The sequence below is a fragment of the Deltaproteobacteria bacterium genome (assembly GCA_005879535.1).
Lineage (GTDB): Bacteria > Myxococcota > Myxococcia > Myxococcales > 40CM-4-68-19 > 40CM-4-68-19.
The window spans coordinates 1-25170 of the sequence record VBKI01000049.1; the positions used below are offsets into that span (position 1 = coordinate 1).

Below are 25170 nucleotides of genomic sequence, written 5' to 3' on the forward strand. Positions count from 1 at the left end.
CGACCGAGCAGTGCAAACGGATCTACTACAAGCGTTGAGTGTGGTCCCGCGCGGACAAACCCGAAGGCGGGCAGGTGCTGCCCTTTGTGGAGTACGAACGTTCTGAGCTTCAGCTCCTTATCAGCGTCACTCGTGCTGTGGTCATCTCGAGGGTCGATTGAGTAAGGTCTGCCGCTCTTTTTATGGAGCTGCGCCGTGACATGACGACGGCCTCTTCTCTGCAGACCCGAAGGATTGTAAGCTGGTCCGATGCCTGACCAGAACTACAGTGGCATGACTGTCAACGAGCGTCTCTTCGCAGCAGGCCTTCTCGACGACTTTGATGCGGCCGTTATGAGGTGGGATAAGGAAGCCGTGTTGAATCTCCTCCAGAAAGTTGAAGTCCCGACGAGGCCCTTGAGACCCCTGATGCGTTGTTCGCGAATCCCGAATTTTATGGGTTTCCCAAGCGGAGGTGACCATGGCGCCGCGCAGGGATCTTCGCGATGTAACGGCCGGTGCCCGCAGTTACTTGTGCGACGCGGATCCCGGGGTTTTCAGCGGGGTCGCAATGTGTTGCATCCGCTCATATCATCGGTGATGTAGCCGCCTTACAGCCACGTTGCAGCGCAACGTGGTTGCAACGATGGGGCGAGCCCGCGAGGAGTGGTATGCGCGCAAATTTGATCACCCAACCCTTCAACGCTTGTTCTGATTCCGGGTTCGCCACAAGGTGGGCTTACGGATGTCGTCGGGGTTAGCGATTCGAGCACGCACTTCGTCCTATACGCCGCGACGGGCTCGACGGTCTCCCGGTACTCGTCCACGTGGGCAGGAAAAGACGTGTATACCGGAAAGTGAACGGGGGCCGAACGTGGTTGGAGAGACAAGATCTCGACCAGTTGTGTTGACCGTGTTCGCTCTAGCGGCGCTACTCGCAATTGGGGCTGGCAAACCGGATGCCGCCGGCAAAGAAACCGGCCGAGAGGACCCGCAATTGTCGTATAACGTACGCGCCATCCGAGCATACTTGTATTACCAGGACAAGAGATCGTTCGGCGAACGCGACATTGCCTCTGGCACGGTCGATTTATGGAACACTGTCATTGGCACAAGTGACGAGATGGGGCCCTCCAGTTCCGTGCTCGTCGTCGTAGAGCTCGAAGGGCCGAATTTCACACGTCCTCCTGACTCACTTGTTCTCGCTGTCGAAATACGAGAGGACACGCGGTCCGTCAGTCAGCACAGAGTGCCACTCAAAAATTTCTTTTCGAAGAAGCATAACATTTCAGTTCCGATCATCGTCTACCCAAGCATGTGTAAGCGGTTGACGATCGCGGCTCGAGTTGACGGTGCACCACAGTCGCGGCGATTTTCGGCGAACGTGCCGTTTGCGTGTGGCGAGTAGAGGACGGTAAATGGGTAGCGGTGCGGCGAACGCCCGCAGATGGGAGAATTTGGCGACGATGATTCGACGACGACGCGGAGGCGAAATCGTGCACTTGCTTTTGCTCGACCAGGGCAATCGAAAAGCCTTGGTGGTGCTTCTCATCGCCGTGACACTCCCTCCTGCGTCGCGAGCTGGATATGCTACTACACAGTGGGGAATGCCCCTTACCCAGGTTCAGCAACTATATCCCGACGGTGAAATCGCCGAAGGCACCCCTGAGGGCGGAGTAACCTATGTGATCGCGGGCAGAGTTGCTGGGCTAAGAACTGTCGTCGTCTTTTCGTTTGTGGACGAAGGCCGCTTGTTTGCGGTGTCGGAGTTGTTTCCGAGACGCGGGTCTGCCGTCAACCTAAGAACGCTCGACGTTCCTCCGCCGTTCAACCCCGAGGCTGCCAAAATTGTCGGAATTCTGCGGCGGTTCTTTACGAAGAGGTATGGAAAACCGCGGCGGTCTGACGGCGCTATCTCGCTTTGGGTTGGTTCTGATGACGCCGTTTCACTACAGGTAGAGAAGCGGGACAAGGTTCACACAACTGTCGCAGTTCTCTACTCGGGATACGTAAGGAAGTAGGGGCGCCATGTATAAACGTATCTCATCCACATGAACGGCCGTGTGTACGACTATCGGCTCGGCAGATTCCTGAGTGTCGATCCGATCATCTCGAACCCGGCGAACAGTCAGTCGAGGCGGTCGAAGAAAGGTGCCGGGCCGTGGGGCAGGTCGTGGACGACTGTTGATCCTAGGAACGTAATTGGGTACAGAAATTTGGCTGGCCTTCCAGACGCGAACGCTGGACGATTCCTCAGTGTTGGTGAACTCCAAGACAGTACTGGCGTCATGTTCCGTGCGGCCGAGCGCGTAGGCAACAACGTGGGTGGGCTGCCGGAAGTCGTAGTGCCTCAACCGGCGTTGCAGATTCGGTTACGTAGTGTATTGGGACTTAACCCGGAGTTCTCGCTTCTTGGGCTTCTTCGTCGCAGCGATCGCGCGAGCCTGGTACTTGAAGCACCATGGAGATGACGCCGTTGTGGGAGCAGGAGTAACAGCGGGTGCCCGCAGTTACTTGTGCGACGCGGATCCCGGGGTTTTTGGCGAGGTCGCAACCGACGTGATTCCGCGATATCCGCCCATGTAACACGGATTTCGCTCGTATCCGGCTGCGCCTCGGTTGCAACGTGAAGGCCCGAAGTCTTGCGTAAAGGTACCAATAGGGCCCGGTTCAGTACCGAATGGGTACCAAATTAGGCCATATCGGGTCTGGTCGGTATATTAATTCGCGTGAGACGTATTATCCCAACGCGACCCCGAGTCCAGTTGGCCACTACGTCGAGGTATTCTACAACCAGGAGCGCAGGCACTCGACGCTGGGGTACATGAGCCCAGGCGAGTTCGAGAGGGCAGCAGGGATGGAGCAGGCAGCAGCGTAATCAACCTGTCCACCAAATCGGGGCAAGCTCAAACGAGCCGCTTGGGCAGGAAGCGCGTCCACGCGCCTGTGTTAAGCGCGCGCAGCAGATGTTCTACTGGACCAGAGGAGTGGCTCCCCGAGCTGGGTTCGAACCAGCGACCCACGGATTAACAGTACGCGGCGAAGGGTGGCCAACTCCGCGAGACGACAACCGAATGCGGCATCTGAGACAACACACCTCAGCACATTCTCAGCAGTGAGTAAGGGCGAGCTTCACCACAGTTGCGGAGGCGGTCCGCGTGAAGCCGGACCTTCGACGGCCTGAGCGGGACGAAGCTGGCTCGCGCAAGGACTCCTTCGGTACGGTCTTCGCTACCCTTTGGTCCAAATGGCGAACGTTCTCTTAGCGTATCGTTCGCAACTCGAGCGGACCTCGCTCAGCGCCTCGCGCGTCGCTTTGGACGCACGAGGTTTTCGGCGGCCTCCTCGCTGAGCTCTCGGTCGTCTTCTCGATCAAGAGGGCCGCGAGCTGCATCGGTTCGAGGTTGGCACCGCCGTGCTTGCGGACCTTCGCCGCGATCTCTTCGAGCTTCTTCAGGGTCCGCGGCGCGAGCGGCACGAGACGGCGCTCAGTCCAGGCGGGGTCCGTAGGCCTCCCCCCGCCGGGCGGCACGCGGAAACGGGCTTCGATGTCGGCCAGAAGCTGCATCGCGCCGAAATAGCCGCCGGTGGCAGCAACCCTGCCCTGTCGCTCGGCGCCCAGCCCGCTGGCGATCTTGTCCATGTTGAGCTGCATCTTCATCGTCCTACTCCTCTCCGAAGTCGCGGATGGCGAAGTATTCGTCACCGATCACGAGGCCAATTTCTCCCTGGCGAGCCTCGCGTCCCATCTTGCGGCAGAAGCTTCCGAGATCGGCCAGATTGCGGTCGTCATGGATGTCGGCGGGCGTCGTATAGCAGTGGACCACGACCGGCTCGTCCTTGACCAGGACGTCGCCTCGCTCGTCGTCCCGCCAACCCCCTTCGCCTTGGGGTAAGCGGTGGCGCCGCCGAACACACGGCCGAGCATCTCGAGCGCCGCATCTACCCAGCGCGCCTGGTCGATTGGCGTCGCCCCGTCCCGCTCGACGCTCGGGACGAACAGAACCACGAGGACGCGCTTCCGCCCGCCGCTCAGCGCCCGCTGCCGGGTTCCCGCCGGTTTCTGCCGCTTTCGCACCATCGGAACGATCAATATAGATCGTCTACCGCCGCGACGCAAGCATCGAAGATGACGCTTCAGCGGGTGGAACGCGTTCTGGTCCGGTGCGCTGTCTACACCTCAGTCGGTGCTCGCGGGAAATCGCCGACTTCACGTCTCGCGACGAGCAACGCAAGGGCTGAATCGAGCTCGTTCGGCCCACGTTCTGGACGGCTGCGGATACACGCCGACATGTGTTCGATTTCACATGATCGAGGCGCGCGATCCTCGGGCGTCGGCTGCCAGGGTCGCTCCGGATGACCATCGTACTCGCCCATGGGGGGGTCGCGCTTTCTATTGACTGCAGTCGCGTTCGGTGTCGCCTGCGGACCTGGCCGCGTTACGCCGCCGCAGGCTCCAGTCTCCGGTGACCAGACGCCGCGCGCACCGGTCGATGCCTCGACTCCCGACACGAGCCCGTCTGCCGACGCAGGTACCACCGCCAACCCTGCCGATGGAGGCATGCCGCAAGCGCGCCTTTCCGTCCTGTGCGATTCACCTGATGCTCCATCGGGCCTGACGATCGATGGGTTTACCTGGGAGAACCCGCTTCCCTGGGGATTCGAGATCGCGGCGGCGTGGTCTCCATCGGCGGACGAGGCGTGGTTCATTCCGGCGGTCCCCGTCGGAGATGCCGTCCGGTTGCTCCATCGCACTCCTTCCGGCTTCGAAGCCGTGACGGCGCCGCTCGCGACGTGGGGCGTCGCGATCCACGCCGTCGCCTGGGGCATCTCGGTGGAGAACGGCTGGTTTGCCGTGCAGCAACTCGGCCCGCTGCGCGACTTCGCGCATGGGGATTGGGACGTCCATTCGGCCTTGTTGCGCTACGACGGCCACGAGTGGACGGTCGCGTGGTCGGAGGCGGGCGCCAAGGTCCTCGCGCTCGCCGGCAGCGCCGACGGCCACGTCTGGGCCGCGGGCGCGCGCCTGAAGGACGGCTACCGTTTGATCCCGTTCGTCCTGCGATGGGACGGCCAGGCCTGGACCGAATCGACCGGCTTCAAGCAGTACGAAGGGACCGACGTCACCCGGATGTACCTCTGGGTCGACGAGAGCCACGTCGCGCTCTCTGGCTCGTACCAGTGGATGTATTACGAACACGGGCCGTTCACCGGCTCCTTCCAACTGGGCGCTCCGACGTCCTCGTGGACCGATGCCTCACAATGGCAGACCGCCGGAACGGAGCCAGCCAATGATTTGTGGTCCATCCGCTGGGAAGACGGGAACGTTGCGCACCTCTCGCGGCGGATGAGCGACGGTTGGTCGCCGGTGTCTCTGACCACGGCGAATGGACAATGGATGAGCGATCTCCCCAGGGTCTTCGCGGACGGGTCTTCATGGATCATGAGCTTCGGCCTGCTCGGTCCCGCCATCACGCGCTGGGACGACGCGCTGGGCTTCGTCCCCGAGATCAGCGCCGTCGACATGCTCGGGCTTTCGTCCGGCAACGATTTGTGGGCCTTCGGCATCGACGGCGCCATCGCGCGGCGCACCGCGACCGGATTCGAACGGGTCACTCACAACCTGTTGCAGCCGGACCTCGATCTCTCCCGGGCCGCCGCTGGCCAGGACGTGGTCGTCCGTCCATTCTACGTTTCCGACCTGACCAGCGACGGCTCGCCGGACGGCTTGTGGGCGTCGACGGCGAACACGGTCTTGCGCCGGGCGGCTGGGCGCTGGCAACGCATGGATTTCGCCGGATGGCTAGGCGCGATCGGCGCCATCAGTTCTGACGACGCTTGGGCGGTGGGAGCGCAGACGACCTTGACCGGACTGTTCCATTGGAACGGCACCTGGATGCTGCGAGAAATCCTTCCGTGTGCCCCGGGGAACGCACCGGGAACAGGGGTGGTCGCCACCCGGTCCGACGACGTCTGGGCCGTCGCCTGCGGAGACGTCTGGCACTACGACGGCTCGGCGTGGCGAACGATGCTCGCCGGCGGCGCGATGTCCATCTGGGCCAGCAGTTCGCAGGACGCGTGGGTCGTCCGTTTCTACCCCTCCCAGGAGCGCTCCGCCTTGCTTCACTACGACGGAGCATCATGGAACGAAGTGGAAACAGGCTGGAAGCCGCGCACCGACTACTATCTCGACATCCTGCGTTACGTGGCCGGCACTGCGCCAGACGACGTCTGGGTCGCTGGGGGCGGCGACGTCATGATGCATTGGGACGCAACGTCTTGGAGCTCAATCCGGAGCCCATTCAGTGACGTTCGGTCGCTTCGCGTCTTCCAGCGGGGTCGTCCTGTCGCGACGGCGTATGGCATGGCGGCGCGCTGGGACGGAGGCACCTGGCAGCGCATCCAGCCGCCGGGGCTCCAGGCCGGATCCGCGATCTTGCCTACCGTGTACGAATCGCCGTCGGGTCTGGGCTGGATCGCCTGGGGCCACAACGTGGCGACATACCGAGTGGCTCAGCTACGCTGAGCCGATAGTCAAACGCTCACTGGGAAGCGGAGGCTGCCGCGCATGCACTGGTGCAATCGTGATGCATCCGTTCGAAGTAGGGACGGTACACTGGGGGTATGGACAGCCCCGGTCCGCTGACCGCGGAATTCGCACGAACGAAGTGACGCATCGCTTTGAACGTAACGATCACTTCGACTCGACAACGAAGGAACAGGTCGAGCTCACTTCCCTTGATCGGGATCTCCGGATCGGACTCGCCCAAGACCAAGGATGGTCGAGCCCGTGTATGGCCGGCTGGGCTGGCATGCGGTCTCCCAGCGCATCGAAAGCGACTGAGCACTTCACCAGGATCTCAGCAGACGGGCACCGGAGCGTCGACCTTCCGTGAAACGCGGTGGACACTACGCCGCGCGTAAGTCAGCGAGATTTGCTCTCCGAAGCTCGATTGCTGGTGGCGACCCACGGACTGACGGTCCGGGTGTCATCGACGACCCAACCCCTTGAAATTGGCTCCCCGTAGCGGGCGGCGCTCGAACCTGGAGGTTCGTGGCGCCGTTCCCCTCGTCCTGATCTTCCCAAGATGGGCGCAGCTATCACACAGGAAGATCCGCTCAAAACAAGGCGCGGCCGTCCCAAGGACCGATCCTGCCAATGCTGCGCGAGACCCTCGCGGTCAAGAAGAAAGTTGGAACAAAAGAGAGTAGTGACAGATAGGCGCTGTTCAGCACAGTCGTGACGCCGCTGCCGTCGAATGCCCAATCGGGGGCGGCGATTCTGCGGCACGGGAGCGTGTCTCGTCGAGAAAGCGAGGTGGCGCAATGTTGTGGACCCTGGCGGTGCTTCTCTTGGTGTTGTGGGTAGTGGGATTGTTCACTTCCCATACGATGGGTGGATTGCTTCACATCCTGCTGGTCCTGGCGTTGGTCGTCCTCGTCATCCGGCTAGTTCAGAGTCGCCGCGGCGTCTGACTGTAGGTTCCGCTGCCGCAGTCGACCCTCTTCGATTCAGGAGCTTTCGTATGACCGCTAGCTGGGGCCGCGCGACGCAATGCCTGCAGCGTGGCCGTCGCTGCGATGCGGGGCGCTGCGGCGCCACTGTGACGTGCATTCCGATGCCTACTTCTGCTGGAGCTTGCAGTGGGAACTCAGTGGCGCGGCGATTGCTCAGGCATACCCTTGGAACGTCTCGTCACCGTGGAATTTTTCCGCGACTTCGCCAACGCTTCCGTGTCCGAGTACTGCTACGTCTCTCTCGTGGGCCACTGGACGTCCTAGAACGTGAACCCAAACCGACGAAGAGCACACTAGCCATACCCACCCTGCGGCATGCCTCGCGCAGGCAACGCTGCTCGAGTATGCCCTGCAGCACGCGAAAGCATCGGCGGCCGGTGCGCTCTTCGAGGCGTGGCAGAACATCCGACGCGACCCTGATCCCCGCTGACGATCGGGACGGTGCGCCAGCGGCTCGGCGGCTCGGTCCCGGGCACGAGGACGAACTTCCGGTCGTCGGACACGTCGGAGCGCTGCGCCCGCTCCGAGCGGCCCATTTGGCTGAAGTCGCGAGCATGAAGGCGACGCGATTGGCGTGGCCTTCGGGGATCGTGCCGAGCAGTTGGCGAAGGTGCTCGCGCGACAGCCGCCTCTGCACCTGCTCCGGCTGGGTGCGAACACAGTGTCCCGGTGGGAATCAGGGAGGAACGTTCAGACTGCGGCGATGGACATTTTGCTTCGGATGATCCGCGACCTGCCGGGTAGCATTGAGTACTTGCGCGATCACACGGCGTGAGTTCGGCCTCTCGCCTGCGGCCACTGCTCAATTGCCCGCAGCCATGAGGGACGAAGGCGAAAGGACGGATAGCGAACTTCTGTCGCCTCGCCCTCCGCCTGCCTTCCTCGGCACCAAGCCCAGCAGAGCGCGCCGGGAGGGCACTACCCTCCGCTGCGCAGGGGACGGAGAGTGGAAAGCGGTGTTCACGCAGGAAACCGAAATCTTCAAGCTGTGACTCGAGTGGGCTGGTAACGCAGAACCACCGCCCCCGACCGGAACTCATGGCGGCCCACCAGCCTCAGATCGAGCCGCTCGCTCAAGCCGGCGAACAACGTCGGCCCGTGGCCCGCCAGGATGGGCTGGACGACAAACTCGTACTCATCGATCAATCCCAGATCCGCCAAGGCCAGCGGGAGCTTCAGGCCTCCCACGAACAGCCCTTTGCCCGGCTCCCGCTTGAGCTGCTCAACGGCTTTCCCCAGGTCCCCCCGCACGAGCTCAGCGTTCCAATCGACCCGGTCCAGGGTGCCCGACACGACGTACTTCTTTGCCCCGGCGATCTTCTGGGCGAAGGGGACCATCCAATCAGGCCGCGCTCCCGTCCGCGCCGACGGCCGCCACGCCGCCTCCATCATCTCGTAGGTCACCCGGCCAAAGAGCAGGGCATCGGCTCGCTCCAGGTTGGCGACGGCATGGCGATGCAACTCTTCGTCCGCGATCATCACCCGGTGATCGCAGCAGCCGTCGAGGGTGACGTTGATCGAGTATCGGAGCTAGGCGGAAAGTACTCCCGAATCGCAGCTCCTGGAATGACTGACCCGGGCGCAAGCCCGCTCGAGCATGCCGGTCCACGTTTCCTGATGCGCCCGGGCGGCGTCGCGGTCCGGAAGGCCCGCGTGCGCAGCTTTCGCGAGCTGAGCGCTCGCTAGAAGATCGCGTCGGCAAGCCGCCCGCGGCGTAACCGCAATCACTGACAAGCGAGCGGATACGGGACGCCGCCGCTAACGTTGCAGATGTTGCCGCCGCCATCGATGACCAATCCCGGGACGACAGGCGCTCCAAAGTCCGGAGCGAGGAGCGTGTGGCCGAAGTCGTTGTTGCGGAAGATGTTGTTGGAGAGGATGAAGTCCGATGACCCGGGGGCCCGCTCGCCGGGGATGACGCTGCTGACCGAGCCGCTGTAGTCAAGCTGGTCGTACACGCGGATGATCGATGACGAGGTGGCCTGCGTCGACGGATTGACGAGGCGATTGCCGTCGAAGACGTTGTCGTTGAAATACACGGCAGCGTCCGCGGGCATCTCGTGCAGGGAGTCGAATCTGGCCGGCCGCAATCCGAAGATGCGGAAAAAGTGAAAGAGGCGCGGGACGCCCGTGGCGACGTTGCCCGAGATGGTGCTCGCCTTGAGACTGTTCCAGTACCACCCGCCGATTCCGCAGAAGCCCGTCCGGGTGATGTTGTTGTTGCTGATCGTCGCGTTCGCGATCACTCCGGTGGTCTCGATGCCGCAATCGAAGACGTTGGATATGGTGTTTCCCGACACGACGTCGCCGCTTTCATCGCCGATCACGACGCCGTCGTCGGTCTCCGTCTGGCCCGAGCCGGCCCATTTTCCGTCCATCACGTTGCCGACGAACTGATTGTCGCTCCCGAAAGTGCTGCCGATCATCGCCCCGGCGAATGCCGACCCGCGCGCCGAGCTGACGAGCGTGTTGGACGAGAGCACCACCCGATGTGAATAGGATTGCCAGTACGACGCATTGAACGTGTTCTGGTCGATGCGGACATCGGCCGCATGCACGACGTTTACGGGCGCGCTGCCAAACGTGTCGTGCTGGAAGGTTCCGTTGCTGACATGGAGCAGGTTCGCCAGGTAGAAGCTGGCCGTGGGGACGAAGTGGCAGTTCTTGATGGAGAATCCGTCGACGTTGGTCATGACCAGCGCCGGTGATCCGCCGACGGTCTGTCCGCCGCAATCGATGGTCACGCCGTGGGTGTCGTGGATGTCGAGGCAAGTGTCCGACGAGGAGATCTGGCCAGTGACGGCGTAAGTGCCGGGGGCGGTAATCGGCCTGCAGCTCGTGATTACGCTCGTGACGGCGAATGAAGCGCCCACAGTCTGATCCGCTGTCATCGTGACGGCACACGTTCCCTGACCAGCGCAGGCGCCGCTCCAGCCGGCGAAGGCGAAGCTACTGTCAGCAGTGGCTGTGAGTTGCACCCCGCTGCCGACATCGAACGCCGCGGAGCAATTGGCGGGACAGGCGATACCTGCCGGCGCGGACGTCACATGGCCGGAGCCCGAGACGGTGACGGACAGTGTGACGCGCTGAGGGGGCGAAATTGCGGCAAACGCGGCACTCACTGTCACGTCCTGGGCCACGACGACATCGCAAGCGCCGACGCCGCTGCAGGCACCGGACCAGCCGGAGAAGCGAGCGCCCGGATCCGGCGCAGCCTCGATGTGCAAAGACGTTCCCTGCGGCAGTGTCGTCCTGCAGCTCGATCGACAATCGATTCCAGGAACCTTTACAGATCCGGGACCGGCGACCGTAATCGTGACCGCCACCATCGGAATGCCGGCGTCCTGCGATCCACCGCCCGACGTGCCACCGCAGGAAATGACGACTGCGGCCACGACGACACACACCGATACCCGCATGGGAATGCCCTCACGACGCAACCTGGTTCTCGAGTGCACAACGCGCAACGCGGCTGACTGGAAAATTGGCTCCCCATAGTGGGCGGACCTCGAACTTGGAGATTCACCCAGAACTTCAGCGATAGCGGCGCTCACCGTTACCAGACACAGCAGCGTACGCAGCCTCGTCTCCGCCCGGTTTCTTCAGATGACGCTTCGGGTCTTGACTCGCCCACGGCCAGAAACGAGGGTGCCCCGGCCGGTGGTCACTGCGCCCACCGGCACTCGCAGAGGAGCATCTCACATGAGACGTGACTACTTGTGGATCGCGTCCGCGGCCGCCCTCGCGACGGCCGGCGCTCGCGCCGACTCGTTCCCGGTGGCCGAAACGACCATCGCCGACATCGAGGCTGCCTATCAGGCTGGTACCGCCACGCCGCAGGACGTGGTCCGGGCGTACCTCATACGGATCGGCCAGTTCGACCGCACCAACAGCCCGCAGCCGATCAACGGCGGCCAGGGCGACCAGCCGCTCAACTCATACATGCGCGTCAACCCGCACGCTCTGCTCGACGCGGGCAGGCTCAACCCTAATGTCGGGCCGCTCTTCGGCATCCCCGTCATCATCAAGGACAACATGGCCACTTTCGACATGCCTACGACCGCGGGCTCGGTCGCGCTGGGCGGATCGAAGCCGGCCAGCGACTCGACGGTGGCTCGCAAACTGCGCGCGGCCGGGGCGATCATCCTCGGCAAGGGCACGCTGACCGAGTTCGCCAACTTCATCGCCATCGGAATGCCCACCGGCTTCAGCTCGCAGCTTCGCTTCCAGCTCTTCCAGCAGGGCGGAGACCTCGCCAAGGTCGGGTACGGATTCAACTCCTACGATCCGCGCATCGATCCGCGCACGACGGCGCCGTTCAACGACGGCCGTCCGGTCCTGCAGACCGGCGGATCGAGCTCCGGTCCCGGCATCGCCGTCGGCGACAACCTGGCGACGGTCGGCGTCGGAACCGAGACGTCGGGATCGATCCTCAGCCCGTCCGGCCAGAACATGATCGTCGGCATCAAGCCCACGCTCGGGCTCATCAGCCGCTACGGCATCGTGCCGATCACCGCCGGCCAGGACACTGCCGGCCCGATGGCGCGGACGGTGACCGACGCCGCGAAGCTGCTCGGCGTCCTCGCCGGCTTCGACGCGAACGACTCCGCCACCCAGGCCTGCCTGACGCCCGGGAAGTGCCTCAGCGACTACACGCCGTTCCTCGACAAAAACGCGCTCACCGGCGCTCACATCGCGGTACCGCAGAAGGGGTACTGGTACGTCCTGGATTCCAAGGGGAACCAGATCGACATCCTCGGCCCGGCCCGCAGAGCACTGATGAATCAGGCGATCGCCAGGATGACTGACCTGGGCGCGACGTTCGACGAAGACTGCAATCTTCCCGACCAGGATGCCCTCAGCGCGTTCAGCAGCTGCCTCACTACGGACGACACGGCCGCCCGCGAGGCGGCAGGGCCGACCGGAACGGCGCCGTGCACGTCCGTACTCGGCTTCGGCTTCAAGCGGGATCTCAACGCGTACCTCGCGAACCCGAGCTTCGGGCCGGGCGTGAGCGCATCGAGCTCCAGCATCCCGGTGCGCACGATCAACACACTTCACGACGTCGTCCAGTTCAACTCCGACCACGCCGACGTCGCGCTGAAGTATGGCCAGGCCATCGCGCTCGGCTCCGATGCATACAACAGCCCGAGCGTCGACCAGCCCGACTACGACGCCGACCGCGCGCGCGATCTGCACCTGACCAGGACCTGTGGACTCGATATTCTCTACAACGGCGTTCCCAGCGGGCAGATCCCTGCAGCGTGCACGGACGTCATCACGCAGCCGCTCGCGAGCTGCACCAGCCACCCGCACGACGCGGTGCTCTTCCCCGCCAACTTCGGCGCCAACCCGCCAGCGCGCGCGGGGTACCCGAGCGTGATCGTGCCGGCCGGCCGCTTCCCCAACCTGAATAAAACCGCGATCGACGCAGGCGATCCGAACTTCCACCCGAAGCGGTCGCCGTTTGGAGCGACGTTCTCAGGCCCGGCATTCAGTGAGCCGAAACTGATTGGCTTCGCCTACGCGTACGAGCAGGCGTCACACTGCCGCATCACGCCCGACAAGAACGACTCCCTCAACATCGTCAGCTGCCCGTAATACGCTGAAATTCGACGGTTTTTGCGACCCGGAACGGCAGCGTGGCGTCCGCTGCGTTCAGGGTCGCGTCGATATCGAGCTCGGCGAGTCCGGTCGCGACAAGTGACGCGCGCCATCCTCGCCGTCACGTTCACCAACAAGGCCGCTCTGGAGATGAAGGAGCGCGTGCGCAAGCTCGCCGGCGAGGCGGCGCAGGCGGTCACGGTCAGCACCTTTCACTCGTTTTGCCTGCGCATCGTCCGGCGTGAGCGCGGGAGGTCTCGGTCTTCGCCTCTGGAGAATTGGCTCCCCGAGCTGGGTTCGAACCAGCGACCCACGGATTAACAGTCCGTTGCTCTGCCAGCTGAGCTATCGGGGAACAGGGCCGGCGAAGGCCGGCGTTTGTAGCCGCACGTGCCAGCACTGTCAAGGTACACTGCGGGCGTGGAAGCGCTCCGTCCAGGGGACCCGATCGACGTCGTCGCCCCCTCGAGCGGGTTCGATCGCGAGCGCTTCGAGCGCGGCGTCCAGGCGCTGCGCGGCATCGGCCTCCAGCCCCGCTTCCGGGAGGAGATCTTTTCCCGGACGGGCCATCTCGCGGGAGACGATGCGCGGCGCAAGCGCGAGCTCGACGAGGCGTTCCGCAGCGATGCCAAGGCGCTGATCCTCGCTCGCGGCGGCTACGGCCTCCTCCGCTTCGCAACCGAGCTGCGCAAGTTTCCGCGCAAGCTCGTCATCGGCTACAGCGACGCGACGGTCCTGCACGAGCTCTGGCGCCGCAGGAGCGTGCCGTCGATCCACGGGCCGATGTGCACGCAGCTCGGCGAGGATGCGACCGCGCTGGAACGGCTCCGGCAGCTTCTCTTCGGCGAGCCAACGCGGCCGCTCTCGTGGAACGCGCGCGCCGCGCGCGAAGGCCGCGCCGAAGGACCGCTGGGTGGAGGCAATCTCGCGAGCCTCGCATCGATGTGCGGCACGCCGCTGCAGCCGCAACTCAAAGGCTGCCTCGTGCTTCTCGAGGATCTGAACGAGCCTCCATACCGGCTCGACCGCCTGCTCACGCAGCTCCTGCTCAGCGGCGCGTTCGAGGGCGCGAAGGGTTTTGTCATCGGCGATCTCTTCGCGCCGGGGGAAGACCCGGCTGGCCGCGAGGAAGTCGTAGCCGAGCGCCTCGCTTCCCTCGCGGTCCCGGTAGTCTTCGGAGCGCCCTTCGGCCACGCCGGCCGGAACCAGCCTGTCGCCTTCGGCTGCGCACACGCGCTGGACGCCGGCGCGGGCCAGCTCACTCCGCTGGAATCGCCGATTGCCGCCGCGCAAAGCTGATACCCTCCGCCGCCGCATGCGCGTCTACCTGCTCGGCATCGCCGGCACCGGAATGGGGTCGTTCGCCGGGCTTCTCAGGAAGGCCGGCCATGAAGTTTCCGGCTCGGACGAGAACGTCTACCCGCCGATGAGCGACAAGCTCGCGGAGTGGAAGATCCGCGTCTTCACGCCGTACTCCGCGGACAACTTGAAAAGGGCGGAGATCAATCTGGCGGTGGTCGGCAACGTGTTGCGGGCGGACAACGTCGAGGCGAAGGCGGTCCGGCGGGTCGGCATTCCGCACATGAGTTTCCCCGAGGCGCTCGAGGAGCTCTTCCTGACGAAGCAGCATCCGGTGGTCATCGTCGGCACCCATGGGAAGACCACCACGACCGCCATCTGCGCCCAGGTGCTGACGCATGCGGGCCGCGATCCGAGCATGCTCGTCGGCGGAGTTCCCTTGAACTTCAACGAAGGGTTTCGCCTCGGAGGCGGCGAGCACTTCGTCATCGAGGGCGACGAGTACGACACCGCTTACTTCGACAAGGGACCCAAGTTCCTCCATTACCGGCCGCGCACCGCGATCTTCACCGGCGCCGAGTTCGATCACGCCGACATCTACCGGGACACGGCTCACTACGAGAGCGCATTCGAGAAGTTCTTTCCGCTCTTGCCGCAGGAGGGCTACCTCGCTGCCTGCAGCGCTTTTCCCAACTGGAAGCGCCTCGCCTCGTTCGCGAAGTGCAAGGTCGAGAGCTACTGCGCGCAGGAAACGATCGACGCCGACTGGCACTCGCGCTGGGTGAGCCTCGGACCCGCCGGCGCCGCGTTCGAAGTGGACTACAAGGGCAACAGCGAAATCCGCGTGACGCTGCCGGCCGCCGGCCGGCACAACGTCGAGAACGCGCTCGGCGTCTACGCTGCCTGCCGCGCGCTGGGGCTGAAGCCCGACGAGATCGCGGCCGGCTTTCGCAGCTTCCGGGGAGTCAAGCGACGACAGGAGCTGCGCGGCGAAGTGAAGGGCGTCGCGGTGATCGACGACTTCGCGCACCACCCGACCGCCGTGCGGGAGACCATCGCCGCCGTGCTCGCGCAGTATCCCGGGCGGCGTCTCGTCGCTGTGTTCGAGCCGCGCAGCAACACCGCCATGCGCAAGATCCATCAGGAGGAGTACGCGCACGCCTTCCGCGGGGCGGACGAGACGATCATCAGCCAGCCGACCGCCATCGCCAAGGTGCCGGAGAACGAGCGCATCGACGCGAAGCGCATGGCGCAGGACATCGCCGATGCCGGCACCCGGGCACGCTGGATGGAGTCGCCCGATGCCATCGTCCTGGCGCTGGCCAAGGAGACGCGCTCGGGCGACGTCGTGTTGGCGATGTCCAACGGCGGCTTCGGCGGCCTGCACGACAAGCTGCTCGAGGCGCTGGGCACGCGCGCATGAACGCGGTGGAGCTGCGGGACATCTGCGTCGCCGCGGCGGAGGCGGGCGCCCGCGTGCTGCGCGATCTGTACGAAGGCCCGCGCGACGTCCGGTTCAAGGGCCGCACCGACCTCGTCACCGACGCCGACAAGGCCTCCGAAGAGACGGTGTTGCGCATCCTGCGCGAGCGAGCGCCCGGAACGCGCATCCTCGCCGAAGAGAGCGGCGCGCACGGCGGAAACGAGGTGTGCTTCATCGTCGATCCGCTCGACGGCACCACCAACTACGCGCACGGCATCCCGATCTTCTGCTGCACCGTCGCGGCGGAAGAAAACGGCCGCGTGGCCGCCGGCTGCACCGTGGATCCGATGCGAGAGGAGCTCTTCACCGCCCTTCGCGGCGGCGGGGCGGAGCTCCGAAGGGCGCGCGGTTCACACCCTTTGCGCGTCTCCGCTGCCCGCGAGCTGGTCGAGGCCGTCGTCTGCACCGGCTTTCCGTACGGCGACCGCGACAAGCTTCCGCAGATGATCGCGGCCTTCGGCAAGTTCACCGAGCTGGCGCGCGGCTCGCGCCGGCTGGGCAGCGCGGCCATCGATCTGGCCTGGGTCGCGGCCGGACGGCTCGACGGGTTCTGGGAGATGGGCCTCCGGCCCTGGGACGTCGCCGCCGGTCAGCTCCTGGTGGAGGAAGCCGGCGGCCGCGTCACGCGCTTCGACGGCTCGTCACACCAGCTTGCGGGGGGCGAGATTGTCGCCGCGCCGCCCGCGCTGCACGCGAAGATGCTGGAGGTGTTGGCTACCGCTGTGCCGTGACGTCGTCGCGCCGGTTCTGTTTCCAGGCGTCTTCGTCGTGACCCGTCGCCTTCGGCTTCTCTGCTCCGAAGCTGATGGCAGTGATCTGGGGCGACTGAACACCGAGTGTAGCGAGATACTTCTTCGCGGCGTCCGCGCGGCGCTGACCGAGCGCGAGATTGTACTGTCCGGAGCCGCGCTCGTCGCAGTTCCCCTCGATGCGGACCTTCAGGTCGGGATGCGCCGTCAGTACGTTGGCAACGGCGGTCAGCTTCTCCTGCGCGTCCTTGGTCAGCGTCGCCGAGTCGAACTCGAAGAAGACGCTGACGTTGCGGAGCTGCTCGAGCGCCTTGTCCAGGTCCGCCTGTCCCTGCGCCCGGTACTGGTCCGCCGGCGTAGGCTTGGTGTCGGCCGTCGCCTCCTGCTTCGGCTGCACTTGCGCCAGGGTGTTGTCCGGCGTGGGTTGGTTGGTGGAGCAGGCGACGAGGCCGGCGAGGCCGACAGTGACGAGATGTCCGGTGATCTCCGATAGCTTCATGCAGTACCTCCAGAGTTTGGACGAGAACAGCGGGCGCGCCCGGCGTATGCCCGCTCGCCCTCCTTCGCGCAAGCGAATCTTTTGTCCGAACTTCGTTGGAGGTCAAACGAATTATCGCAGCGGGCTAGACCGTCTTTCGCCGTCCTGCGAGCGCCATGTACGCCCAAAGCACGACGACCGCGCCGACGATCGACGAGATCCATCCGCCAGGAGTGAAACCCCATGAGCCGTCCGCCTGGGAGGCGCCCCCAAACAGCGCGTGCCCGATGAGGCCGCCGACGAGCGACCCGATCATTCCAAGGATGGCCGTCGCGAGCCAACCCATGGCCTGCCGGCCGGGATAGATCGCTCTAGCCAACAGGCCGATCACGAGTCCGAAAATGATGAAGCCGATGATGTGCATAGGTCGTTTCCTGTCTTAGAGGATTGAAAACAACCGTAAGCACGTCAGCTCAGCGAAGGTAGCGTAAGCGGGCGAGCGAGATCAGGGCCGCCCCTACTGCGGCGCCGAGCGCCCAGCCGGCGATCACGTCGGTGGGCCAGTGCACGCCGAGATAGACGCGGGAGACACCGACGAGCAGCGCCAACCCGATGCCGATCGGCGAGAGCCGCGGAGCCGCCCAGGACAAGACCACCGCCGCAGCAGCGGTGTCGCTCGCGTGCGTCGAGGGAAACGATTGCCCCGCACCACAGCCGAGCGGGTGCGGCACCCGCGCGGGATCCGCGTTGCAGGGACGGACCCGGCCGAACTCTGGCTTCACCACCCGGACGCTGAGAAGGTCGGCGACGCCAATCGCCGCCCAGAGGAGGATGGCGGCGAGCGCGCGGTGGGGCGACTTGATCCAGAGGTAAATGGCCGCAAGCGCCGCCACGGCAAGAAGAACTCCGCGATTCGACGCCGCCCCCATCACGGCGTCGAGCCACCCCACGCCGGGGCGGTTCAGCAGCGAAAGCAGCTGCAGGTCGATGACGGGGGGCGCGACCAACCTGAAAACCGTAGCACTTACCGGGCGCTGGCAGGAAGGCGATCGACCGCTTCACAGCCTGCCCGCCCGCAGGCACGCCGGCGCACGGGGTTGGGTTATACAGGTCGCCCACACGGGAGTTCGCATGCCGCGGATGGTGAAGTGTGCAAAGCTCGGGAAGGAGCTCCCGGGCCTCGACTTCAAGCCCTGGAACAACGAGCTGGGGCAGCGCATCTACGAGACCATCTCCCAGGACGCATGGAAGATGTGGCTCGAGCACTTCAAGATGGTCATGAACGAGTATCGGCTGGCGGGCGGGTCGGAGCAGGCAAACCAAGTGCTCTTCGATCAGGCCGAGAAGTTCTTCTTCGGCGAAGGCGCGCAACTTCCGCCGGACTACAAGCCGCCCGCAGCGAAGGGCTGAGGAGTGCGCGGGCCGGGCGAGATCCTCGTCGTTTCCTGTTACGAGCTCGGCCGGCAGCCGGTGGCGGCAGCCGCGGCGATCGCGGCTCTCGAACGCGCGGGCTTCTCGCCGGCAGCCCAGGACATCTCGGTCGAGAAGCTTTCCATCGAAGCGCTGGCCAGGGCGCGCCTCGTGCTCATCAGCGTCCCCATGCACACCGCGTTGCAGCTCGGCGTTCGCGTCGCCGCCAAGGCGCGCGAGGTGGGCGGGTGCGTGGCGCTGTTCGGCCTCTACGCGACGCTCAACGCGGAGCACCTGCGCGAGCGGCACGGCGATTTCGTCGCCGGAGAGAACCCCGACGAGCTCGTCGAGCTGGCGCGCGCGATGGAGGCCGGGCGGGAACCGGCGCCCGTCGCACTTCGCAAGCGCGACGTGGCGGTCCCGTCCCGCGCGTCGCTCCCGCTGCTCGACCGGTACGCGAAGCTCTCCTGGAACGGCGAGGAGCGGCTGGTCGCCTCCGTCGATGCCTCGCAGGGATGCAAGCATCTCTGCCGGCACTGCCCCATCGTTCCCGTGTATCGCGGCCGCTTCGTCGCCGTGCCGCGAGAAACCGTGCTGGCCGACGTCGCACAGCAGATCGCCGTGGGGGCACGGCACGTCAGCTTCGGGGATCCGGACTTCCTCAACGGCCCGACGCATGCGCTGCGGATCGTGCGCGAGCTGCACGCGCGATGGCCCGAGGTCTCGTTCGACGCGACGATCAAGATCGAGCACTTGCTCCAGCACCGGGCGCTGCTCGCGGATCTCGCGCAGTGCGGGATGATCTTCGTCACCAGCGCGGTCGAATCGCTCAACGACCGGGTGCTCGCGGCGCTGCACAAAGGTCATGTCGCCGCAGACGTTCCCGAGGCTCTCAGGGCCGTGCGCGAGGCTGGAGCAGAGCTGCGGCCGACGCTCTTGCCATATACGCCCTGGACCGCTCTCGAGGATTTGCCGGCGCTCTTCGACTTCGCGGTCGAGCACGACCTCGTCGACGCCATCGATCCCGTCCAGTACACCCTGCGTCTGCTGCTTCCCCCAGGGTCTCTGCTTCTGGACGACTCGGGGCCGTGGCTGCGCGGCTTCGACGCGGACGCCTTCACGTGGCGTTGGGAACATGAAGACCCGAACGTCGACGCTCTCTGGCGCGAGTCGGCCGAGCTGGCGCGCAAAGGCGCCGGATTCGACGAGCTCCGCGCGGTCGCCAACCACGCCTCCCGGCGGCAGACCGCAGCGCGCGCGCCGCGGCGCCGCAGGAGCGTGCCGCGCCTGACGGAACCCTGGTTCTGTTGAGCAGAGCCCACCGCCGGCCAGTTCGGCCGGATCTAAGTCACGGAGAGCCTGGGCGTCACCACCGCCTCGATGCGCGCGGCTGCCTGGCGCAGCGCCTGTTCGACCTGCTCGGGCGTGTCGCCGCGCGCGAAGGCGAAGCCGAGATACGACGCTCCCTCGGGCAAGGGAACGAGCTCTTCGCGCAGATGCGCGGTGATGGCGACGTCCTCGACGAGAGGCACATGCCGCGCCTCCTCGACGCCGCGCACCTCCTCCAGCACGCCGCGCCGCCGGATGGGCAGCATCACCACGCCGGAAGCACGTTTCTCGCGGGGAGGGGGGTCGCCGGTCATGCCCAGCGCATGCCGGAGGATCAGCTCCTCCAGCGTCACGCCGACGCCGAACCGCAGCGCGCGGCCGCAGAGGCCGCCAATGCTGCGGGCCGCGATCTCCAGGATCCGCGGACCCGACGGCGAAAGGCGCAGCTCGGCGTGGACCGGCCCCTCGGCGAGCCCGAGCGCGGCGCAGCCGCGGGAGACCTCGCGCGCGATCGCGTCCTGCAAAGGCGCCGGGTGCCGGGAAGGGGTGACGTAGATCGTCTCCTCGAAGTACGGACCGTCCAGTGGGTCCGGCTTGTCGAAGATCGCGAGGGCATGCAGGTGGCCGCGCATCAGGAGGCCTTCCAGCGCCACCTCGGGTCCCGGGACGAACTCCTCGATCAGCACGCGCTCCAGGTCGGCATCGCGCCGTTGCGCGACGTCCGGCGAGCTCAGCAGCGCCGCAACCCGTTTCAGGGCAGCGCGTAGCGCTTGCGGATCGTCGGCGCGGATCACGCCGCGGCTGCCCGAGAGAACGAGCGGCTTCACCACGCAGGGGTAGGGCGCTCTTTGCAACAGCGCCTCCAGGTCGTCCCCGCCGATGTCCCGGGACGCCACTTCGAAGCGCGGCACCGCGACGTCGGCGTCGCGCATCTTCGCCCGGCTCAGCGCCTTGCTTCGCGCCGCCGCGACCGCTTCCGCCGGATTGTGCGGAAGCCGCAGCCTCGCCGAGGTGAGGGTCGCGACGAGAGCAGTCAGATCGTCCACCCCGATCACGGCCACCGGTTTGCGCTCCCGTACGGCGCGCGCGAGCTCGTCGGCTGCTGCCTGCGCATCGCGGAATCGCAGCGCCACCGGAGCCGCCGCCCACTCGTCCGCGAGCTGGTGGCAGACGTCGCTCGCTACGATCACCTCCGCGCCGAGCCGCTTCGCCGCCGCGAGAAAATCGTCGTTGCGGTAGCCCGACTTGGGTAGGACCAGGACTACGGCGGGAGGCATGGCGCCGGGAATCATAACCGCGATCTCGGTCAGCGATCGGATGTTCTGCGATCCGTGGGTTCGCTAAGGTGATCGCGACCTGAAGCGGAGACGACATGGAAGCGATCCTTGCGCTCGCGGACCGCGTGACGGCAGACTCTCCGCGCGAAGCGCCAGCACCCCAGCCGCTCGCCTTGCACTTCCCTGGGGGAGTGATCGGACTGCAGAGCACCGTATCGGTCGGAGCCGACACCACCAACCAGGTGGTGCTCGAGGACCGCTACGTCTCGCGCTTCCATTGCCGGCTGTTGCCGCACGGCGGACGCTGGCTCCTCAAGGACCTGGCCTCGACCAACGGCACATTCCTGGACGGCGCCCGCATCGCGGAGGCCGACGTCGACGCCGGCGCGAGAATCCGCGTCGGGTCGGCGGAGCTGCGCATCGAGGAGACGGCACCGCGGCTGCAGGCCACGCTTCCCGGCCTCGTCGCGCGCGATCCGGCGCTCGCTCCCGTGCTGGAACTGCTCCGCCGGGCCGCTCCGTCGTCCCTGCCGGTGACCATCCTGGGCGAGAGCGGCACCGGCAAGGAGGTGGCGGCGCGGGCCCTCCACGAGCTCTCCGACAGGAGCGGAGGTCCGTTCGTGCCGTTGAACTGCGGCGCCATCTCCCGCGAGCTGGCCGAGGCGGAGCTGTTCGGACATGAAAAAGGCGCGTTCACCGGCGCCATCACCAGCGCGCCGGGCGCGTTCGGCGCCGCCGACGGCGGAACGCTCTTTCTCGACGAGATCGCCGACCTGCCCTCGAGACTACAGGTAACGCTCTTGCGCGCCCTCGAGGCCGGCGAGGTGAAGCCCGTCGGCGCGCCGAAACCCCGCTGCATCGACGTGCGCGTCGTGTGCGCCACGCACCAGGATCTGCGGTTGCGCATCCGCGAAGGCGCCTTTCGCGAGGACCTCTTCTATCGCCTCCGCGGCGTGACCCTGGAGCTGCCGCCTTTGCGCGCGCGTCCTCGCGACATCCTTCCGCTGGCCGAGCACTTCCTGCCTCCGGACCGGTCCTTCGCGCCCGACGCCCGGGCAGCGCTCCTCGCCCATCCCTGGCCGGGCAACGTCCGGGAACTCAGGCACGTCGTCCAGCTCGCATCCCTCCTCTCGGAAGCGCAGGTGATCCGGGCGTATGCGCTTCGATTCGACGACTCGCCGCCGCGTGCCTGGGCGCCGCGCGTGTGCGAACCGGGCGCAACGGCTCCAGCCGAGTCCACTGTCGAGCTGCGCGGCCGTACTCTCTACGAGCTGGAGGAGCTGGCCATCCGCGCCGCTTTGGCGCGCCATGGCGGAAACCGCCGGGCGATCTCCGCGGAGCTGGGCATCGCCCGCTCGAGCCTGCTGCGCAAGCTGGACGCGCTCCGGCTGCGCGGATGATCACTCCGTCCCGAGGTAGGTGTACCCGCGCATCGCCTGCTCGTAGAAGTCGGTGAGCTGGACGCTCTCCTTCGGCTTCACCTGGCCTTCGCGGACCTTCCCGTCCAGCGCCTGCTTTACCCGCTTCGCCAGATCGCTCGGCTCGTACTGCACCCGCGCCAGCACGCGCTCCATGGTGTCGCCCGGGATCACTTCCTCGATGTAGTAGTCCTCGGGGTCGTCGTCGTCGACGAAGACGTGCACCTCGTGCACGCGCCCGAAGAGGTTGTGCATGTCTCCCATGATGTCCTGGTAGGCGCCGGTCAGGAACATGCCCAGATAGTACGGGTCGCCGGGGCGGAGCGGGTGCAGCGCGATGGTCTCGTCGACGGTCTCGCCTTCGATGAAGGTGTCGATCTTCCCGTCGGAATCGCAGGTGATGTCCACGATGGTGGAATCGCGCGTCGGCTGCTCGGTGTGCCGGTGCAGCGGGGCGATGGGAAAGAGCTGGTTGATCGCCCAGTGGTCGGGCGCGCTCTGGAAGAGCGAGAAATTCGCCATGTACTGATCGGCGAGCCGGTCGTCGAGGCCGCGGGTAGGTCCGGGCACGCGTTTGCGCTTCTTGTTGATCTCCACCAGGCGGCGGCAGAGGCGCCAGAACAGCCCCTCGACGGCGGCGCGCTCCTCCAGGCCGAGGATGCCGAGCTTGAACATCGTCAGCGCCTGCTCCTTCTTCGCCACGGCGTCGTTGTAGGCCTCGCCGGAGTTCTTCGGCGTCATTCCCGAGATGATCTCGCGCATCTCCCGGACGATGGGCGACTGCGCCGTCCCGTCCGGAACGGGCGCAACCGCATCGGGCGGCGCGTTCGGCCCGGGGCTCGCCGACGGCTCCTCGTGCACCGCGCCGTTCTCTCCGAACTCGATGTGTCCGAAGACGTTCATCAACAGGCAGGAGTGGTGCGCGGTCAGCGCGCGGCCACTCTCCGACACCAGGTTCGGCTCGGGAACGCCTTCGTTGCTGCAGATCTGCTGGACCGTGTAGACGACGTCGGCCGCGTACTCCTCCATCGAATAGTTCAGCGACGAGACGTAAGAAGTGCTGCGTGCGCCGACGTAATCGACGCCCAGGCCGCCTCCCACGTCGAAGTACTCCAGCGCTGCGAGCCCCATCTTCCGCAGCTTGGCGTAGAAGCGCGCGCCCTCGTTGACCACGTCCTTGACGGTGCGGATGTCGGTGAGCTGCGAGCCCACGTGGAAGTGGAACAGTTTCGCCGCGTCCACCTTTCCGGCGGAGCGCAGGATCTCCACCGCGCGGATCAGCTCGGGGGTGGTGAGGCCGAACTTGGCGAAATCTCCCGAGGAGGACTCCCATTTCCCGGTGCCCTTGGTGGACAACTTGCTGCGCAGACCGATCATCGGCTGGACGTTCATCTCCTCCGCAAGGCGGAGCAGGTGCGGAAGCTCGGAGAGCTTCTCGATGACGACGAGGATCTTTCGTCCCAGCTTGCGGCCCATCAGCGCGAGCCGCAGGTACTCCTCGTCCTTGTAGCCGTTGCAGATCGTGAGCGCCTCGGGATCCGTGTTGAGCGCGAGCACGATCAGGAGCTCGCCCTTGCTGCCCGCCTCGAGGCCGAAGTGGTACGGAGCGCCGGCGTCGAGGATCTCCTCCACCACCTCGCGCATCTGGTTCACCTTGGTGGGGTACACGCCGAAGTACTGGCCCCGGTATCCATGCTGGGCGATGGCGTTGCGGAAGACGTCATTGAGCTGCTTCACCCGGCTGCGCAGCAGGTCCTGGAAGCGCACCACGCAGGGAAATCCCAGCTTGCGCTCGCGGATGTCGTCCACGACGTCCATCAGATCGATCGCCGGGCCGGGCTGGCCGAAGGGGTGGACGGCGAGATGACCCTTCGGATTGATGCTGAAGTACCCCGCGCCCCAGCCAGGAATGTTGTACAGCTGCAGCGACCTCTCGATGGACCAGTCGGGATTCGACATTGATCCGACGGATGTGCCACAGCGCGGCGGGCGATCACAAGCGCTCGTGCGCGTGATCGACGATGCGCTGCCGGAGCCGCTGGTCCGCCGCGCCCGCGCCGCCATCTCGCGCCTTGGAGGCGAGCGCTTGCGGCAGAGCTACTTCACGACGTTCTGGCTGCCGCGCGGCGCGACGCCGGCGCATCCGCTAGAGGAGGCCGTGCTGGCCCTGTGGCCTCTCGCGCGGGCACGCTCCGCCCTCGGAGCGGAATGGTGGATCGGACGCGCGCACACGACGTCAATCCCCGTCGACTTCCATTTCGACCAGGACGTCAAAGGCCGGAGGCGCTGCCACCCCCTCGTCTCCAGCGTCTTCTTTTTCAATGCCGTGCGCGGTGGCCAGCTCGCGGTGACAGACCAGGTCCCGGGCCGATCGACCGCGACTCGCCTGGAAACCGTCGCGCCGCATCGCAACCGCTACGCGGTCTTCGCCGGCAACCTGCTCCACGGTGTCCTCGATGCGCGCGGGAGGGCCCCGGGCCGACGCGTACCCGGGCCGGCCGGACGTCTCCGCGTCACGCTCGTCGCCAACTACTGGGACCAGCGGCCGGCGGCGGTTCCGACCTGGCTCGCAAGCGGCGTCTATCGAACGCTGGTCGAAGGTCGCAACCGGGCAGGAAGGCCGTAG

General features: G+C 65.8%; 21 protein-coding genes, 2 tRNA genes and 1 pseudogene. 14 read left to right on the plus strand and 10 right to left on the minus strand.

Annotated features, from left to right (window positions below; all coding sequences use genetic code 11):
- Positions 1-249: 249 nt before the first annotated feature.
- The 3 genes and pseudogenes from E6J58_05630 (at position 250) to E6J58_05640 (ending at position 2857) form a co-directional block, all read left to right on the plus strand.
- Positions 250-585, plus strand: a complete 336-nt coding sequence (locus E6J58_05630) for a hypothetical protein (GenBank protein ID TMB40257.1) — start codon at positions 250-252, stop codon at positions 583-585.
- 812 nt (positions 586-1397) lie between these two features.
- On the plus strand, positions 1398-2000 hold the full coding sequence (locus tag E6J58_05635) for a hypothetical protein (protein ID TMB40258.1): 603 nt from the start codon (positions 1398-1400) through the stop codon (positions 1998-2000).
- Between the two features lie 752 nt (positions 2001-2752).
- Positions 2753-2857, plus strand: a pseudogene (locus E6J58_05640) (transposase).
- Positions 2858-2967: 110 nt separating this feature from the next.
- Here the strand turns inward: E6J58_05640 and E6J58_05645 are convergent.
- Together E6J58_05645 and E6J58_05650 are read right to left on the minus strand one after the other, a co-directional pair.
- Positions 2968-3046: transfer RNA gene (locus E6J58_05645), tRNA-Asn, on the minus strand.
- 195 nt (positions 3047-3241) lie between these two features.
- Complete coding sequence (locus E6J58_05650; protein ID TMB40259.1) at positions 3242-3622, minus strand: hypothetical protein; 381 nt, start codon at positions 3620-3622, stop codon at positions 3242-3244.
- Positions 3623-4540: 918 nt separating this feature from the next.
- Here E6J58_05650 and E6J58_05655 point away from each other — a divergent pair.
- Together E6J58_05655 and E6J58_05660 are read left to right on the plus strand one after the other, a co-directional pair.
- Positions 4541-6505 carry a hypothetical protein gene (locus tag E6J58_05655; GenBank protein ID TMB40260.1) on the plus strand — a complete coding sequence of 655 codons (1965 nt, stop codon included), beginning with the start codon at positions 4541-4543 and terminating at the stop codon, positions 6503-6505.
- Between the two features lie 800 nt (positions 6506-7305).
- Positions 7306-7455, plus strand: coding sequence for a lmo0937 family membrane protein (locus E6J58_05660; protein TMB40261.1), 150 nt, complete (start codon positions 7306-7308; stop codon positions 7453-7455).
- 1023 nt (positions 7456-8478) lie between these two features.
- Here the strand turns inward: E6J58_05660 and E6J58_05665 are convergent.
- Both E6J58_05665 and E6J58_05670 read right to left on the minus strand, forming a co-directional pair.
- Positions 8479-8976 (minus strand): deaminase, encoded by a 498-nt coding sequence (locus E6J58_05665; GenBank protein ID TMB40262.1) that lies wholly within the window; start codon positions 8974-8976, stop codon positions 8479-8481.
- 245 nt (positions 8977-9221) lie between these two features.
- On the minus strand, positions 9222-10370 hold the full coding sequence (locus E6J58_05670; protein TMB40263.1) for a right-handed parallel beta-helix repeat-containing protein: 1149 nt from the start codon (positions 10368-10370) through the stop codon (positions 9222-9224).
- A 733-nt stretch (positions 10371-11103) separates the two neighbouring features.
- On the opposite strand from E6J58_05670, the gene E6J58_05675 reads away from it, so the two are divergent.
- Together E6J58_05675 and E6J58_05680 are read left to right on the plus strand one after the other, a co-directional pair.
- Positions 11104-13098, plus strand: a complete 1995-nt coding sequence (locus E6J58_05675) for a hypothetical protein (GenBank protein ID TMB40264.1) — start codon at positions 11104-11106, stop codon at positions 13096-13098.
- A gap of 9 nt (positions 13099-13107) precedes the next feature.
- Positions 13108-13422 (plus strand): hypothetical protein, encoded by a 315-nt coding sequence (locus E6J58_05680; protein ID TMB40307.1) that lies wholly within the window; start codon positions 13108-13110, stop codon positions 13420-13422.
- On the opposite strand, the gene E6J58_05685 is transcribed toward E6J58_05680, so the two are convergent.
- Positions 13381-13456 (minus strand) — tRNA-Asn (locus E6J58_05685). The two genes, E6J58_05680 and E6J58_05685, sit on opposite strands and share 42 nt — an antisense overlap.
- Positions 13457-13491: 35 nt before the next feature.
- Here E6J58_05685 and E6J58_05690 point away from each other — a divergent pair.
- From E6J58_05690 to E6J58_05700, 3 genes are read left to right on the plus strand one after another with little or no spacing between them, the layout of a single operon-like run.
- Complete coding sequence (locus E6J58_05690) at positions 13492-14400, plus strand: LD-carboxypeptidase (GenBank protein TMB40265.1); 909 nt, start codon at positions 13492-13494, stop codon at positions 14398-14400.
- Between the two features lie 16 nt (positions 14401-14416).
- A complete protein-coding gene (locus tag E6J58_05695; protein TMB40266.1) occupies positions 14417-15823 on the plus strand; it encodes a UDP-N-acetylmuramate dehydrogenase in 1407 nt (468 codons plus the stop codon).
- Positions 15820-16614, plus strand: a complete 795-nt coding sequence (locus tag E6J58_05700; GenBank protein ID TMB40267.1) for an inositol monophosphatase — start codon at positions 15820-15822, stop codon at positions 16612-16614. The genes E6J58_05695 and E6J58_05700 overlap by 4 nt, the downstream gene beginning before the upstream one ends.
- Here E6J58_05700 and pal read toward each other — a convergent pair.
- From pal to E6J58_05715, 3 genes are all read right to left on the minus strand, one after another.
- On the minus strand, positions 16598-17131 hold the full coding sequence (gene pal, locus E6J58_05705; GenBank protein TMB40268.1) for a peptidoglycan-associated lipoprotein Pal: 534 nt from the start codon (positions 17129-17131) through the stop codon (positions 16598-16600). The two genes, E6J58_05700 and pal, sit on opposite strands and share 17 nt — an antisense overlap.
- 124 nt (positions 17132-17255) lie before the next feature.
- Positions 17256-17534, minus strand: coding sequence for a GlsB/YeaQ/YmgE family stress response membrane protein (locus tag E6J58_05710; GenBank protein TMB40269.1), 279 nt, complete (start codon positions 17532-17534; stop codon positions 17256-17258).
- A 49-nt stretch (positions 17535-17583) separates the two neighbouring features.
- Positions 17584-18117, minus strand: coding sequence for a phosphatase PAP2 family protein (locus E6J58_05715; protein ID TMB40270.1), 534 nt, complete (start codon positions 18115-18117; stop codon positions 17584-17586).
- Positions 18118-18241: 124 nt separating this feature from the next.
- Here E6J58_05715 and E6J58_05720 point away from each other — a divergent pair, with 124 nt between their 5' ends.
- On the plus strand, positions 18242-18520 hold the full coding sequence (locus E6J58_05720) for an oxidative damage protection protein (protein TMB40271.1): 279 nt from the start codon (positions 18242-18244) through the stop codon (positions 18518-18520).
- 3 nt (positions 18521-18523) lie between these two features.
- A complete protein-coding gene (locus E6J58_05725; GenBank protein ID TMB40272.1) occupies positions 18524-19831 on the plus strand; it encodes a radical SAM protein in 1308 nt (435 codons plus the stop codon).
- A gap of 32 nt (positions 19832-19863) precedes the next feature.
- Here the strand turns inward: E6J58_05725 and E6J58_05730 are convergent, their stop codons facing one another.
- Entirely contained in the window at positions 19864-21126 is a 1263-nt protein-coding gene (locus E6J58_05730; GenBank protein ID TMB40273.1) for an ATP-grasp domain-containing protein, read from the minus strand.
- Positions 21127-21221: 95 nt separating this feature from the next.
- Between E6J58_05730 and E6J58_05735 the strand changes: the two genes are divergently transcribed.
- Positions 21222-22526, plus strand: a complete 1305-nt coding sequence (locus tag E6J58_05735; GenBank protein TMB40274.1) for an FHA domain-containing protein — start codon at positions 21222-21224, stop codon at positions 22524-22526.
- Here the strand turns inward: E6J58_05735 and speA are convergent, their stop codons facing one another.
- Entirely contained in the window at positions 22527-24608 is a 2082-nt protein-coding gene (speA, locus tag E6J58_05740) for a biosynthetic arginine decarboxylase (GenBank protein TMB40275.1), read from the minus strand.
- Here speA and E6J58_05745 point away from each other — a divergent pair.
- Complete coding sequence (locus E6J58_05745) at positions 24517-25170, plus strand: hypothetical protein (protein TMB40276.1); 654 nt, start codon at positions 24517-24519, stop codon at positions 25168-25170. The two genes, speA and E6J58_05745, sit on opposite strands and share 92 nt — an antisense overlap.

Excerpts from the sequence above, each read along its gene's own strand:
- E6J58_05660 (TMB40261.1), top strand. The coding sequence starts at position 7,306 with ATGTTGTGGACCCTGGCGGTGCTTCTCTTGGTGTTGTGGGTAGTGGGA.
- pal (TMB40268.1), bottom strand. The coding sequence starts at position 17,131 with ATGAAGCTATCGGAGATCACCGGACATCTCGTCACTGTCGGCCTCGCC.
- E6J58_05665 (TMB40262.1), bottom strand. The coding sequence starts at position 8,976 with ATGATCGCGGACGAAGAGTTGCATCGCCATGCCGTCGCCAACCTGGAG.
- E6J58_05655 (TMB40260.1), top strand. The coding sequence starts at position 4,541 with ATGCCGCAAGCGCGCCTTTCCGTCCTGTGCGATTCACCTGATGCTCCA.
- speA (TMB40275.1), bottom strand. The coding sequence starts at position 24,608 with ATGGCGGCGCGGGCGCGGCGGACCAGCGGCTCCGGCAGCGCATCGTCG.
- E6J58_05710 (TMB40269.1), bottom strand. The coding sequence starts at position 17,534 with ATGCACATCATCGGCTTCATCATTTTCGGACTCGTGATCGGCCTGTTG.
- E6J58_05635 (TMB40258.1), top strand. The coding sequence starts at position 1,398 with ATGGGTAGCGGTGCGGCGAACGCCCGCAGATGGGAGAATTTGGCGACG.
- E6J58_05730 (TMB40273.1), bottom strand. The coding sequence starts at position 21,126 with ATGCCTCCCGCCGTAGTCCTGGTCCTACCCAAGTCGGGCTACCGCAAC.
- E6J58_05695 (TMB40266.1), top strand. The coding sequence starts at position 14,417 with ATGCGCGTCTACCTGCTCGGCATCGCCGGCACCGGAATGGGGTCGTTC.
- E6J58_05650 (TMB40259.1), bottom strand. The coding sequence starts at position 3,622 with ATGGACAAGATCGCCAGCGGGCTGGGCGCCGAGCGACAGGGCAGGGTT.
- E6J58_05675 (TMB40264.1), top strand. The coding sequence starts at position 11,104 with ATGACGCTTCGGGTCTTGACTCGCCCACGGCCAGAAACGAGGGTGCCC.
- E6J58_05720 (TMB40271.1), top strand. The coding sequence starts at position 18,242 with ATGCCGCGGATGGTGAAGTGTGCAAAGCTCGGGAAGGAGCTCCCGGGC.
- E6J58_05735 (TMB40274.1), top strand. The coding sequence starts at position 21,222 with ATGGAAGCGATCCTTGCGCTCGCGGACCGCGTGACGGCAGACTCTCCG.
- E6J58_05630 (TMB40257.1), top strand. The coding sequence starts at position 250 with ATGCCTGACCAGAACTACAGTGGCATGACTGTCAACGAGCGTCTCTTC.
- E6J58_05700 (TMB40267.1), top strand. The coding sequence starts at position 15,820 with ATGAACGCGGTGGAGCTGCGGGACATCTGCGTCGCCGCGGCGGAGGCG.